Genomic DNA, 13669 nt, shown 5'->3' on the forward strand with positions numbered 1-13669 from the left:
TTTGCCATAGGTGCGTGGAGTGCACGCATGGCAGTCGCGGGCGTACGCTGGGTGGCGTGAGCGACAAGAACCCGGCCGCCGACACCGCGTCCCCCAGGACCCCCTCCCTGACCGAGCGCCGCAAGGCCGCCACCCAGCTGGACATCGCCCGCGCCGCCGCCGAGCTGTTCACGGAGCGCGGCCCGGACGACACCACCGCCGAGGACATCGCCCAGCGGGCCGGGGTCGCGCTGCGCACCTTCTACCGCTACTTCCGCTCCAAGCAGGACGCCGTCGCCCCGCTCCTCGCGGGCGGCGCCGACCGCTGGCGGGCCGAGCTCGCCACCACCACCGCCCCCGGCATCGCGCTGCCCACCGCCCTGGAGCGGTCCATCGCCGCGTCGCTCGCGGCGGCGGACGAGGAGGCGGCGGAGGGCCTGCGCTGGACCCGCGGCCTGCTGCGCGCGGCGGAGACCGACCCGGCGCTGCGGGCCGTCTGGTACCGCGTCAACCAGGAGTCCGAGGACCGCCTGCGCGGCGTCCTCGCCACCCTCGCGGGCCCGGACGCCGACCCCCTGGAACTGCGCCTCGCGGCGGCGGCGGCGACGGACGCGATCCGGATCGCCCTGGAGACCTGGGCGGAGACCGACGCCCCCCTCCACGGCGAGGGCTCACCCGCCGCCCTGGCGGTGCGCTGCCTCGGGGAGCTGATGGGCGGGATGCGGATCCTGGGGACGAACGGGGGGTGAGGGGCGCGGCGGGCGCCCGGGGGCGGGGGGCCAGCTCAGTCCAGCCCGGGGCAGCTCAGCCCAGCCTGGGGCGGGTCCGGCCCGGGGCAGCTCATCCCAGCTCGTCCAGCCCCGCTCAGTTCAGCGAGCGCCCCATGCACACGTCGTCCACGTACGTCCCCTCCAGCAGGAACTCCCCCGGCAGGACGCCCTCCACGGCGAAGCCCTCCGCCTCGTAGAGCGCGCGGGCCGGGGTGTTGTGGCCGAGGACCCGGAGGGTGATGCGGGTCGCGCCCTGCCGTCGGGCGAGGTCCATCGCGGCGCGCACCAGCGCGCGGGCCACGCCCTTGCCGCGGGCGGCCTCGCCGACGACGAGGCCCTGGATCTGGCGTACGTGGGCGTTGCTGGGGAGCGGGACCGAGCGCACCAGGCGTACGAAGCCGACGACGCCCGTGTCGGGCAGCTCCGCGACCAGGTAGTGCTCGGGCAGGTGCCGTTCGTCGTAGAACGGCTCGTCGCCCTCGGGGGCGGGCAGGACCGCGTGCAGCGGCGACCAGGCGGTGCGGTCGAGCTCGGCGAGCGCGCGCTCGTCCGCGAGCCGGGCCGCGCGTATCCGAATCTCCGGAACGATCATGCGGGCCACTGTGCCACGGACCGGCCGGGAAGGGCAGGATGAACGCATGCAGCGCTCCTCCCGCCCCGCCGCCCCCCGCAAGCGCGTCGCCGTCACCGGCGCCACCGGACTGATCGGCTCCGCCCTCGTGCGCTCCCTGCGCGCCGACGGCCACGAGGTGCTGCGGCTGGTGCGGCGCCCCGCCGCCGCGGCCGACGAGGTGGAGTGGGATCCGGCCCGCCTGTACGTGGACAGCGCCGCGCTCGTCGGCGTCGACGCGGTCGTGCACCTGGCGGGCGCGGGCGTCGGCGAGCGGCGCTGGAGCGAGGCGTACAAGAAGGAGATCCGCGACAGCCGGGTGCTCGGCACGCGGGCGGTCGCCGAGGCGCTCGCCTCGCTGGCCGTCCCGCCCGAGGTGCTGGTCTGCGGCACGGCGCTCGGCTACTACGGCGACACGGGCTCCCGCGCGGTGGACGAGAGCGCCCCCGCGGGCGAGGGCTTCCTGCCGTCGGTGTGCGTGGAGTGGGAGGCCGCGGCGGCCCCCGCCGAGGCGGCCGGCATCCGGGTGGCGTACGCCCGTACCGGTCTGGTGGTGGCGCGCGAGGGCGGGGCGTGGGGGCGCCTGTTCCCGCTGTTCCGGGCCGGGCTCGGCGGGCGGATGGGCGACGGGAGCCAGTACTGGAGCTTCATCTCGCTGCACGACGAGGTCGCCGCGCTGCGACACCTGATGGACACCCCCGGGGTGTCGGGTCCGGTGAACCTGACCGCGCCCGAGCCGGTCACCAACCGCGAGGTGACCGCGGCGATGAGCCGGGTGCTGCACCGGCCCGCCTTCTTCCACGTGCCGGCCGCCGCGCTGCGGGTGGCGCTCGGGGAGTTCGCGCAGGACGTGCTGGGCAGTCAGCGGGTGCTGCCGGGGCGCCTGCTGGAGACCGGCTTCGACTTCGCGTTCCCGACGATCGACGAGTCGGTGCGCGCGGCGGCCCGCTGACGATCCGCCACCCGCCACCGGGGACGGCGGCCCGGCGGCCCCGCCACCTGGCACCTTCCCCGGCCCTTCCCGTCCCGTGCGCTCCCCCGTGCTGCGTGCACCCCGTCGCGCGCGGCTTCGCCGCGTGGGAGCGCTGCCTACTCTTCTGCGAACTCGGGCATTCCGGGGGCATGTTGGGGGCATAGGCCCCCCACGAACCGCGCCGACCTGGGGAGGGGCACGTGCTCAACAACTCGGACGTCGTCGTCGTAGGAGCCGGGATCGCCGGTCTCGCGGCGGCCCGGCTGCTGACCGAGGCCGGCCTCTCGGTCACGGTCCTGGAGGCCGCACCGCGGATCGGCGGCCGGATGGCGACCGACACCGTCGACGGCTTCCGGCTCGACCGGCTCGGGCCACTGCTCACCACGCCACAGCTGGAGGGCGTCCCGCTGCGCCCCTTCGCCCCGGGGGTCGTCGTGCACAGCGACGGCCGGTACGGGCGGTGGGGGGCGCCGCACGCCCCGTGGAGCTCACGGGGCACGGGAGCCCCCGGCGCGGGGGGAGCACGCGGACGGGCGCGCGCCCTCGCGAGCGCCCCGCGGAATCCGGCCACCTCGCTCGACCAGGCGCGGCTCGGCGCCTCCCTGGTCCGGCTGGCCACGACGCCCGCGCAGCGCCTGCTCGGCCGCACGGAGCGGACCGCCCGGGAGGCGCTGACGGCCCGGCTGCCCGCCCGTACCGTCCAGGGGGTGCTGCGCCCGCTGGTGTCGGCGCTGCTCGGCGACCCGGACCTGACGACCTCCAGCCGGCGCGCGGACCTCGCGCTGCGGTCCTTCGCGCGGGGCCGGCCGAGCGTGCCGGCGGGCGGTTCGGACGCGCTGCCCGAGCGGCTCGCGGCGGCGCTGCCGCCGGGCACGGTCCGTACCGGCGTGCGGGTCACCGAGGTGTCGATCGCGCGGGTCACCACGGCCGAGCACGGGGTGTTCACGTGTCGCTCGGTGGTCCTGGCGACGGGCGGCCGGTCGGCGGCGGAGCTGCTGCCGGGGCTGTGCGTGCCGGAGTACCACGCGGCGACGGTGCTGCACCACACCGCGCCGGTCGCGCCCACCGCGAACCCGGTGCTGCTCCTGGAGTCCGACGCGGGCGGCCCGGTGTCGCACACGGCGGTGATGAGCGCGGTCGACCCGGGCCGGGCGCCGGCCGGGCGGACGCTGATCACCTCGACGGTGCTCGGCACCGCGCCGGACGACACCGAGCGGCGGGTCCGCAAGCACCTGGCGACGCTGTACGGCGCGTCGACGGACGAGTGGGAGCTGCTGGCGCTGCGCCACACCCCGTACGCCTTCCCGGCGATGCGGCCGCCCTTCGACCCGGAGCGGCCGGTGCGGCTGCTGTCGGGCCTCTACGTGTGCGGCGACCACCGGGCCACCGGCACGCCCGTCGGCGCGCTCACCTCGGCCCGTCGCGCGGCCGTCACGCTGCTGACGGACCTGGGGCTGCGCCCGGCGGGAGCGGCCCCGGAGGTGGCGGCGGCGTAGCCGGGCGGGGGTCCGTCAGCCGAGCGCCGCCACCCGGTCGCGGTAGTTCCGGACGGCCGGGGCGTCGCGGTAGGGCTCCAGGCGGCGTTCGAAGTCGCGGACGTACTCGACCGCGCGGGCCGAACGCATCTCGGAGGCCTGCTGGGCGGCCTCGGCGGCCAGCGCGCACGCCTGGTCGAGCTCGCCGAGCGCGAGGCGGGCGGAGGCGAGGACGACGCGGCAGAACAGGCGGCTGCGGGCGTAGCCGGGGGCGCGGAGCTGGAGGGCGCGTTCGGCGTGCTGGGCGGCGGCCCGGTACTGCTGGAGGTCGCGGTGGCAGTGCCCGAACTCGTCCGCGAGCTGGGCCTCGTCGAAGGGCCTGGCCCAGTAGGGCACCTCGTCGCCGGGCCGGGCGGCCTCCAGGGCGCGCTCGGCGCGGGCGAGGGAGGCGCCGCAGGCCCGGGAGTCGCCGAGGACGCCGTGGCCGCGGGCCTCGACGGAGTGCAGCAGCGCCTGGACGACGGGCGGGGCGGCGGCGCCGACGCCCTGCTGGGCGACCCGGGCGAGCTGGACGGCCTCGCGGCCGTGCCCGAGGTAGACGGCCTGGTGGCTCATGGTGATCAGGACGTACGAGCCGTACGCCCGGTCCCCGGCCGCCTGGGCGAGCCGCAGCGCCTGGACGAAGTACCGCTGGGCGAGACCGTGCGCGGCGATGTCGTAGGAGGTCCAGCCGGCCAGCCGGGTGAGGTCGGCCGCCGCCCCGAAGAGCCGGCGGCCGGTGCTCTCCCCGTACGTGCCGCGCAGCATCGGCTCGGCCTCGTGCTCCAGGTAGCGCACGAGGGCCTGGCGGGCGTGGCCGCCGCCGTAGGCGTGGTCGAGGGCGCGGAAGAGCTCGCCGACGGAGCGCAGGGCGGCGATGTCGCCGCCGGAGACCCGCTGGCCGGGGCCTCGGTCGGTGCCGCGCTGGCGGGGCACCGAGTAGCGGCCCTGGAGGGGCACCCTCGGGTCCGGCGGCGTTCCCGCGGCCCCGCCGGGCTCGCCGCGGGCCACCCGTTCGTCGGCCCGTCCGATCAGCCAGTCCCGGCTGGGCACGACGAGCCCGGCCGGGGTGAAGGCGATCTTCCGCAGCTCGGCGTGGCTGCCGGAGTCCTTGCGCCAGAGGCCGCTGACGATGTCGACGGCCTCCTCGGGCGTGGCCGCGAACTCGAGCCCGGCGTAGACCGGGGCGCAGGCGTCGAGTCCCAGGTCCTGGGCGGAGAGCCGGCGTCCGAGGCGCCGGGTGAAGACCTCGGCGATGAGCGCGGGGGTCGTGCCGCGCGGCTGCTGCCCGCGCAGCCAGCGGGTGACCGAGGTCTTGTCGTACCGCAGGTCGAGTCCGTGCTCCAGGCCGAGCTGGTCCACCCGTCTGGCGAGGCCCGCGTTGGAGAAGCCGGCCTCGGCGATGAGCGCGGCGAGCTGGCGGTTCGGGATGCGCTGCGGGGGTCGTTCCGTCATCAGCTGTGCGGTCTCCTGCCTTCCGGGCCCGGGTGGCAGTCCGCCCGTACGGACCCTCGTGTCCCTCATGGAACGGCGTGAATTTAGCGGCAGGGACCGCCCTAACCGCCACCTTCGCCCCAGATTCATCCGATCGTGTGAGGAACGGGGAGTTATCTTTACGGCCACCCGTGAAGCGAAGGGCTTCCCAGCAGCGGGCACGGACCCCCACGCACCTGCCGGACGGCTGTTCGGCGTTCCGCCGTACAGTGGCATGGGCGCGTATGACGCATGGTGCCGAGCCGGCTCCCGCCCCGGGACGATCCCCGGAACCCGGCCCTCGGCATCCAGGAGGAGGCATGGCCGTGAGTGAGCTGCGATTCGTCCGTCTGGGCTTCGGCGAGCACGCCGTCGAGTACCGGACGGCGTGGGACAAGCAGCGCGAGGTGCACGCCGCCCGGTTCGCGGACGAGGTCGAGGACACCTGTCTGCTGCTGGAGCACCCGCCCGTCTACACCGCCGGCCGGCGCACGGCGGAGAGCGAGCGCCCCCTGGACGGGACGCCGGTCGTGGACGTGGACCGCGGCGGCAAGATCACCTGGCACGGGCCCGGCCAGCTGGTCGGCTACCCGATCATGAAGCTGCCCCGCCCGGTCGACGTGGTCGCGCACGTCCGGCGCCTGGAGGAGGCCCTGATCCGCACGGCGGCCGACTTCGGCCTGGAGACCACCCGCATCGAGGGCCGCAGCGGGGTCTGGGTGCTCGGCGACCCGGTCGAGCAGCGCCCCTCGCTGGGCGGGCTCTCGCTGGACTTCGACCCGCGGCTGACCGACGACGAGTTCGACCCCCGGCTCAACGGCCCGGAGTACGCCCCCTCCAACGCGGGCCAGCGGCGCGAGGACCGGAAGCTGGCGGCCATCGGCATCCGGGTCGCCAAGGGCGTCACGATGCACGGCTTCGCGCTCAACGTGAACCCGGACAACACCTGGTTCGACCGGATCATCCCGTGCGGCATCCGCGACGCCGGCGTGGCCTCGCTCGCCGCCGAGCTGGGCCGCGACATCACGATCGAGGAGGTGCTCCCGGTCATCGAGGGGCACCTGCGGGAGATCCTGGAGCACGCGGACCTCAGGCCGCGGCCGGTCGAGCCGGCCTCGGCCTGACGGCCGCCCCGCGACCGGCCGGCGACGGCCTGACGATCACCGAGGAATGCCGAGCCATGGCCACGGGTTGGCCAGAGCGTCAAGGCATGGGAAGCAACGGGCGTACCCTGGTGTGCGCCGAAGAATCGAAGCTACAGGAGCCGATGTGTCCGCAGTCGCACCCGACGGACGCAAGATGCTGCGCCTGGAGGTCCGGAACGCCCAGACCCCCATCGAGCGCAAGCCCGAGTGGATCAAGACCCGCGCGAAGATGGGACCGGAGTACAACAAGCTCCAGGGCCTGGTGAAGAGCGAGGGCCTGCACACGGTCTGCCAGGAGGCGGGCTGTCCCAACATCTTCGAATGCTGGGAGGACCGCGAGGCCACCTTCCTCATCGGCGGCGACCAGTGCACCCGGCGCTGCGACTTCTGCCAGATCGACACCGGCAAGCCGGAGGCGCTCGACCGTGACGAGCCCCGTCGCGTCGGCGAGTCGGTCGTCACGATGGACCTGAACTACGCCACCATCACCGGCGTCGCCCGCGACGACCTGGAGGACGGCGGCGCCTGGCTGTACGCGGAGACCGTGCGCCAGATCCACCAGCAGACCGAGGGCCGCGCCGACGGCCGCACCAAGGTCGAGCTGCTCGCCCCCGACTTCAACGCGGTGCCGGCGCTCCTGGAGGAGGTCTTCGCCTCCCGCCCCGAGGTCTTCGCGCACAACGTCGAGACCGTGCCGCGGATCTTCAAGAGGATCCGCCCCGGCTTCCGCTACGAGCGGTCGCTGGAGGTCATCACCAAGGCGCGTGACTACGGTCTGGTCACGAAGTCGAACCTGATCCTCGGCATGGGCGAGACCCGCGAGGAGGTCAGCGAGGCCCTCCAGCACCTGCACGACGCGGGCTGCGAGCTGATCACCATCACGCAGTACCTGCGCCCCTCCGTCCGGCACCACCCCGTGGAGCGCTGGGTGAAGCCGCAGGAGTTCGTGGAGCTCAAGGAGGAGGCCGACGAGATCGGCTTCTCCGGTGTGATGTCGGGCCCGCTGGTCCGCTCCTCGTACCGGGCCGGCCGCCTCTACCAGCAGGCGATCGAGAAGCGCGCGGGCACCGTCGACGCCTCCCAGGCCGTCTGACCAGGTGCTCTCCCCGATGCGGCCGTCCCCCGGACGGCCGCGTCGGCGTTTCCGGGGCGGCTGGTGGCCGCCATCCGGGCCGTCGGCACCGTCAGGGCTTCATCAGTGTTTGACCGCGGGGTCACGCCCTGGTAACACCGTTCTGTGAGGATGTACTCACTCACCGCCACCGAGTGTTCACGGAGGCCCACGCCCATGCAGGCCGCGCAGATCCGCGCCACGGCGCTCCCGTCCGTCACCGACGCCCTCCGGGCCGTCGAGTCCGTCCTGCTCGCCCGCGGGCACCGCAGGGCCCGCCGCAACGCCTGGACCTCCGTCCTGGAGGACCGCCGCCGCGCGAAGGACCGCGTCGAGGCCCAGCACGTCATGGAGGCGGTGTCGGGCCGCGCCTCCCGGGCCACGTAAACTTCAGGACATGGCGAGGAGTGCAAACACGGGCGGCGCTGACGCCGCGAACCCCGGGCGACTGAAGCAGATCGCCCTCACGTACAAGATGACCCGGAAGGCCGATCCCAAGGTCGGGCTTATCGTCGCGGGCGTGGGCATCGTCGTACTCGGTGTCTTCCTCGCGGTCGGCTTCCTGATCGGTCACCCGCTCTACCTGGGCATCCTCGGCTTCGTGCTGGCGTTCCTGGCGATGGCCATCATCTTCGGCCGGCGCGCCGAGAAGGCGGCCTTCGGTCAGATGGAGGGCCAGCCCGGCGCGGCCGCGGCGGTGCTGCAGAACATCGGGCGCGGCTGGACGGTCACCCCCGCGGTGGCGATGAACCGCAACCAGGACGTCGTGCACCGGGCCGTCGGCCGTCAGGGCGTCGTGCTGGTCGGCGAGGGCAACCCCAACCGGCTGAAGACGCTGCTCGCGGCCGAGAAGAAGAAGGTCGCCCGGATCGTCGTCGACGTGCCGGTGACCGACATCATCGTCGGCAACGACGAGGACCAGGGCCAGGTGCCGCTCAAGAAGGTCCGCACCAAGATGCTGAAGCTGCCCCGGCTGCTCTCCGGCCCCCAGGTGACGGCCGCCAACGACCGGCTGCGGGCGATGGGCGACCTGATGAGCAACATGCCGCTGCCGAAGGGTCCGATGCCCAAGGGCATGCGGATGCCGCGCGGCGGCAAGATGCGCTGAGCGGCGCGAGCGAAGCCGCACACGCACGCGTACGACGGGAAGCGCCCCGGACCTGATCGATCAGGTCCGGGGCGCTTCCCGTCGCGCGCGTGCGGGGGGCTCGTCAGATGCGGACCTGGACGGCGCCGGAGAAGCGGTCGTGCAGGCCGCGGCCGTCGCGGTCCCAGATGAGGGCCGGGATGGCGAGGCAGACCAGGGCGCTGCGCAGGGCCACCCGCAGGATGCCGAGACGGCCGCCGCGCACCGAGACCACCCGGAGGCCGAAGAGGCGCTTGCCGGGGGTGGAGCCGACCGTGCCGACCGTCAGCACGCTCACGACCAGCAGGAGGAGCAGCGCCCAGTTGCCGGTGGCCTGGCCGTAGCCGTGGGTGATCAGGCCGTATGCGATCAGCATGCAGAGGGCCCAGTCGACGGCGAGGGCGCCGAGCCGGCGGCCGGGGCGGGCGATCGAGCCGGGCCCCTCCTCGGGAAGACCGAGCTGCTGCCCCCGGTAGCCGAAGTCCACGCCCGCTTCTTCGGCCGCGGCGCGGGGGCCGGAGAGCCATGATCCGAGTGCTTGCCTGTTGTCCACCCGACCACGGTACTGTGCCCGTTTTTGATCACTTCGGCCTGGGTCGGCGGGAGGCCCCGGGCGGGCGGACACACACCCGCCCCGGTTAACTTCGACGAAACAAATGGGTCATGCTTGAGAAATCCCGTCTGCCTATGGTCGGGTCCTGCGTGTGCCACCGCACTGGCCGCACGACCGAGCTGCAAGCCCGCCCCTCCCCGGGCCGGGAGTAGGAGGAGTTGGATGTCCGAGAAGCACGGGTTCCAGAACGCCGACGAGGTCCAGAAGTTCATCAAGGACAACGACGTCAAGATGGTCGACGTCCGCTTCTGTGACCTTCCGGGCGTCATGCAGCACTTCACGATCCCGGCGACGGCCTTCGACCCGTCGGAGGAGCTCGCGTTCGACGGTTCGTCGATCCGCGGCTTCCAGGCCATCCACGAGTCGGACATGTCGCTGCGCGCCGACCTGTCGACGGCCCGGGTGGACCCCTTCCGCCGTGACAAGACGCTGAACATCAACTTCTTCATCCACGACCCGATCACGGGCGAGGCGTACAGCCGCGACCCGCGGAACATCGCGAAGAAGGCCGAGGCGTACCTCGCCTCCACCGGCATCGCCGACACCGCCTACTTCGGTCCCGAGGCGGAGTTCTACGTCTTCGACTCGGTGCGCTTCGAGACCTCGGCGAACCAGGGCTTCTACCACATCGACTCCGAGGCCGGCGCCTGGAACACCGGTGCGGAGGAGAACAACCGCGGCTACAAGGTGCGCTACAAGGGCGGCTACTTCCCGGCCCCGCCGGTCGACCACTTCGCCGACCTGCGCTCGGAGATGTCCCTGGAGCTGGAGAACGTCGGCCTCCAGGTCGAGCGCCAGCACCACGAGGTCGGCACCGCCGGCCAGGCCGAGATCAACTACAAGTTCAACACGCTGCTCGCCTCGGCCGACGACCTGATGCTGTTCAAGTACATCATCAAGAACGTCGCCTGGCGGAACGGCAAGACCGCGACCTTCATGCCGAAGCCGATCTTCGGCGACAACGGCTCGGGCATGCACGTCCACCAGTCGCTGTGGTCGAACGGCGACCCGCTGTTCTACGACGAGACGGGCTACGCGGGCCTGTCGGACACCGCCCGCTACTACATCGGCGGCATCCTCAAGCACGCCCCGTCGCTGCTCGCCTTCACCAACCCGACGGTGAACTCGTACCACCGCCTGGTCCCGGGCTTCGAGGCCCCGGTCAACATGGTGTACTCGCAGCGCAACCGCTCCGCCGCCATGCGCATCCCGATCACGGGCTCGAACCCGAAGGCCAAGCGCGTCGAGTTCCGCGCGCCGGACCCGTCCTCGAACCCGTACCTCGCCTTCTCCGCCCTGCTCCTCGCGGGCCTCGACGGCATCAAGAACAAGATCGAGCCCATGGAGCCGATCGACAAGGACCTGTACGAGCTGGCTCCGGAGGAGCACGCGAACGTCCCGCAGGTCCCGACCAACCTCGAGGCCGTCCTCACCGCCCTGGAGGAGGACAACGAGTACCTCCAGGCCGGCGGCGTCTTCACGTCCGACCTGATCGAGACGTGGATCGACTACAAGCGGACCAACGAGATCGCCCCGATCCAGCTGCGCCCGCACCCGCACGAGTTCGAGCTGTACTTCGACCTCTAGAGCGTGAGGCTCGTTCGAGCCGCTGACACACCTGACGGACGGGCCCCGGGCCGGCATGACGCCGCCCGGGGCCCGTCCGTTTCGGCCGTTCCCGCCCGGCTGGGCTCAGTCCAGGTCGCGGTAGCGACGCCGCCACTCGTGGACGAGGACCACGAGAGCACCGATCACGGCCAGCCCGCCGGCGGCCACGGCGACGAATCCGAGGGCACCGGAGCTCCCGGTGGAGGCGAGCTCGGAGCCCCCGGCGCCGGCCGAGGAGGTGGGGTCGGGTCCCGGTGTCCCGCTCGGGTCCGCGCTCGCCGAAGCGCCGGGAGAGCCCGATGCGGTCGGGGAGGCGGTCGGGGGAAGGGTCGGGCTCGCGGTCGGGCTCGGCGAGCCGCCGGGGTCGGAGGTCGGTGTGGGGGTGGGCGACGGCGGAGTGCCGCCGGTCCAGCTCACCTTCGCGTGCCTGATGACCGGAACCCGGTCGCCGGTCACCAGGGCCAGGGCCTGGCTGTCCTCGCCGACCAGCTTGTGGCCCACCGGGACCGGGACGAAGGCCGTCGCCGAGACGGTCGCGGTGCCCGGCCGGGCACCGGCCGGGGCCTTCACGAACAGCGATTCGCCGTCCATCACGGCCTGGGTCAGCCTGCCGTCGGCGCCCGAGACCACGTTCCCCTCCTGGTCGGTCAGCACCACGCCGGCCGCGACGGCCGCGGGGTCGAGGGCGGCCATGACCTGGTCGCCGGTGGTGCCGACCGTGATCGGACCGAGGACCGACCCGGCCGGCCCGGTCACCGTCTCGGGGTCGAGGACCAGCGGGGTGACCGGTTCCGGGGTGTCGACGGCGTGTGCCACGAGGTAGTCGGCGAGAGCCGCGCCCGCCGGGTCCAGCGGGACCGCCTTGACGTGGTTGGTGAGACGCCAGACGGCGGCCTGGGTGCCTCCGGCCGCCGCGTTCTCGGAGAGCTTGAGGCCGGTCAGCTTGCCGAGGTCGGCCGGCTTGTACGCCGGGTACCCGTGCCGCAGGACCCAGTCGACCTTCGCCGCGTCCGGGTTGTCCTTCAGCGTGGGCACCTCGGACCGGTCGGCCTCCCGGTACTCGGCGCCCCTCTTCACGGCGGTGCGGACGTCGAGGCAGTACGCGAGCAGGGTGTCGCCGTCTTCGGTCGTCACCTTGATCAGGCCGCCGGGCACCCCGTCGTCCTTGCCTTCGGGCTCGGTCACGTGCGCGATGTAATCGCCCTCGCGCAGTGCGGCCTTCTTGACGACCACGACCCCGTCGTCGGCGTCTCCGCCACCGGCCTCGGCCGCCACCGCCGTCGTCGCCGCACCGCTCACCAGCAGGCCGCTCGCGAGCACGCCGACCACCGTACGGATCCTGCGTTTCCGCCCCACCATCGTTCTTCTCTCTGCCTGGGCCATCACGGACCCGATCAAAGCTAGGGACGGTCACACCGGCCGGAGGACGGAAAACGGGGGGAGTTCCTGCGGACCGGTGCCGCAGCTTCCTGCAGGGCGAGAGGCCCCCGCCTTATGACCCCATAGCTCCGGCCTATGAGCCACTCCCCCGCGATGGACCCCCATCTCCCCGCATCGCCACGGCACTTGAGGGGGCGGGGACCTCCGCGGCCTCCGGCCACCCCGGGGCGTTGGTCCTTTCGGAAACGGACCTAGGTCCCTAGGGGGACGGACCCGGGCTGTTGGAGGATCTCGGTCCGGCAGGGGCCCCGGCACGCGGGGGCGGGGCCCCCGCTCGTGTGCGGACGGTCGACAGGAGAACGGGGTGGCATCAGGGTGGGCACGGTGGAGGGCAACATGCTCGCGTTCCTCGGGGTGAGCGCGGGCGAGGAGGCGGTCTACCGGACGACCCTGCGTTCACCGGGGCTCGGCATCGCCGCGATAGCCGGCGCGTGCGGGATCGACGAGGAGAGCGCCGGGGCCGCGCTCGGCAGGCTCCGGGAGCTCGGCATGGTGGCCACCGGCGACCAGCGGACGTTCAGCGGCACCGACCCGGTGTCCGTGATCGACCGGCTGGCCCGCCTGCGGATCCGCGGACTCCAGGGAGAGATCCGCCGCGTCGCCTCCTCGCGTCACCTCGTGGAGAGCCTGGCCGAGGACCGGCGCGCCGGGACGTGGGGCCGGGCCGTCGAGCTCCAGCACGTCGAGGGCCTCGACCAGGTGATCGCGTGCGTGGACGAGTTGTCGTTCTTCGCCCGCGAGGAGCGCCTGACCACGCACCCGGGCCCGATCCTCACCGCCGCCCTCGACGCCGTCAGGAGCTCCGACCTGAAGTACCTGCGGCGGGGCCTGCGGATGCGGACCCTCGTACACGATCGCGCGCTCGGCGCCCCGGGGGTCGGCCGCTTCGTGTCGGAACTGGCCGAGCGGGGTGCCGGGGTGCGGGGCACGGCCGGGCCGCTCGAACGCATGGTGATCTTCGACCGGCGGACCGCGCTGGTGGCGACCGACCCGGCGGACATCACCCGGGGCGCGCTCGTCGTCCGCCACCCCGCCCTGGTCGCCCCGCTGCTGGCCCTCTTCGAATCCCGCTGGGCCCGCGCGCACGGGCCGGCGGCCGAGCTGCCGAGCCCCGCCGAGCTGCGCGTCCTGCGCACCATGGCCCGGGTCGCCAAGGACGAGGCGGGCGCCCGCGAACTCGGCATGTCCGTCCGCACCTACCGCGGCCATGTCGCCGCCCTCATCCGCCGCCTGGACGCACCGAGCCGCTTCGGCGCGGCCTTGGCGGCCCGCGAGCGCGACTGGATCTGAGCGGGGGGGCGCCGCCC

General features: G+C 73.6%; 13 protein-coding genes. 9 read left to right on the top strand and 4 right to left on the bottom strand.

Annotated elements, in window-relative coordinates; translation table 11 throughout:
* Positions 1-56: 56 nt before the first annotated feature.
* Positions 57-728, top strand: a complete 672-nt coding sequence (locus AB0Q96_RS06785; RefSeq protein WP_365322362.1) for a TetR family transcriptional regulator — start codon at positions 57-59, stop codon at positions 726-728.
* A gap of 115 nt (positions 729-843) precedes the next feature.
* Here the strand turns inward: AB0Q96_RS06785 and AB0Q96_RS06790 are convergent, their stop codons facing one another.
* Positions 844-1341 carry a GNAT family N-acetyltransferase gene (locus AB0Q96_RS06790; RefSeq protein WP_365322364.1) on the bottom strand — a complete coding sequence of 166 codons (498 nt, stop codon included), beginning with the start codon at positions 1339-1341 and terminating at the stop codon, positions 844-846.
* Between the two features lie 46 nt (positions 1342-1387).
* On the opposite strand from AB0Q96_RS06790, the gene AB0Q96_RS06795 reads away from it, so the two are divergent.
* Positions 1388-2311 carry a TIGR01777 family oxidoreductase gene (locus tag AB0Q96_RS06795; RefSeq protein ID WP_365322366.1) on the top strand — a complete coding sequence of 308 codons (924 nt, stop codon included), beginning with the start codon at positions 1388-1390 and terminating at the stop codon, positions 2309-2311.
* 221 nt (positions 2312-2532) lie between these two features.
* Positions 2533-3828 (top strand): NAD(P)/FAD-dependent oxidoreductase, encoded by a 1296-nt coding sequence (locus tag AB0Q96_RS06800; protein WP_365322368.1) that lies wholly within the window; start codon positions 2533-2535, stop codon positions 3826-3828.
* Between the two features lie 15 nt (positions 3829-3843).
* On the opposite strand, the gene AB0Q96_RS06805 is transcribed toward AB0Q96_RS06800, so the two are convergent.
* Positions 3844-5301, bottom strand: a complete 1458-nt coding sequence (locus AB0Q96_RS06805; RefSeq protein ID WP_365322370.1) for a regulator — start codon at positions 5299-5301, stop codon at positions 3844-3846.
* Positions 5302-5645: 344 nt separating this feature from the next.
* Between AB0Q96_RS06805 and lipB the strand changes: the two genes are divergently transcribed.
* The 4 genes from lipB (at position 5646) to AB0Q96_RS06825 (ending at position 8683) form a co-directional block, all read left to right on the top strand.
* Positions 5646-6443: a lipoyl(octanoyl) transferase LipB gene (lipB, locus tag AB0Q96_RS06810; RefSeq protein WP_365322372.1), complete on the top strand. Its 798-nt coding sequence runs from the start codon at positions 5646-5648 to the stop codon at positions 6441-6443.
* A gap of 145 nt (positions 6444-6588) precedes the next feature.
* Positions 6589-7557, top strand: a complete 969-nt coding sequence (gene lipA / locus AB0Q96_RS06815) for a lipoyl synthase (protein WP_365322374.1) — start codon at positions 6589-6591, stop codon at positions 7555-7557.
* Positions 7558-7752: 195 nt separating this feature from the next.
* Positions 7753-7962 (top strand): hypothetical protein, encoded by a 210-nt coding sequence (locus AB0Q96_RS06820; protein WP_365322377.1) that lies wholly within the window; start codon positions 7753-7755, stop codon positions 7960-7962.
* 10 nt (positions 7963-7972) lie between these two features.
* Complete coding sequence (locus AB0Q96_RS06825) at positions 7973-8683, top strand: DUF4191 domain-containing protein (protein WP_365322379.1); 711 nt, start codon at positions 7973-7975, stop codon at positions 8681-8683.
* Between the two features lie 103 nt (positions 8684-8786).
* On the opposite strand, the gene AB0Q96_RS06830 is transcribed toward AB0Q96_RS06825, so the two are convergent.
* Complete coding sequence (locus tag AB0Q96_RS06830) at positions 8787-9254, bottom strand: RDD family protein (RefSeq protein ID WP_365322381.1); 468 nt, start codon at positions 9252-9254, stop codon at positions 8787-8789.
* Between the two features lie 222 nt (positions 9255-9476).
* Between AB0Q96_RS06830 and glnA the strand changes: the two genes are divergently transcribed.
* Positions 9477-10901, top strand: a complete 1425-nt coding sequence (gene glnA, locus AB0Q96_RS06835; RefSeq protein WP_365322383.1) for a type I glutamate--ammonia ligase — start codon at positions 9477-9479, stop codon at positions 10899-10901.
* A 105-nt stretch (positions 10902-11006) separates the two neighbouring features.
* Here the strand turns inward: glnA and AB0Q96_RS06840 are convergent, their stop codons facing one another.
* Positions 11007-12242 (bottom strand): Cys-Gln thioester bond-forming surface protein, encoded by a 1236-nt coding sequence (locus AB0Q96_RS06840; protein ID WP_365322385.1) that lies wholly within the window; start codon positions 12240-12242, stop codon positions 11007-11009.
* 456 nt (positions 12243-12698) lie between these two features.
* On the opposite strand from AB0Q96_RS06840, the gene AB0Q96_RS06845 reads away from it, so the two are divergent.
* Positions 12699-13652: a helix-turn-helix transcriptional regulator gene (locus AB0Q96_RS06845; protein WP_365322387.1), complete on the top strand. Its 954-nt coding sequence runs from the start codon at positions 12699-12701 to the stop codon at positions 13650-13652.
* Positions 13653-13669 lie beyond the last annotated feature (17 nt).

The sequence above is a fragment of the Streptomyces sp. NPDC093111 genome (genome assembly GCF_040683955.1).
GTDB lineage: Bacteria > Actinomycetota > Actinomycetes > Streptomycetales > Streptomycetaceae > Streptomyces.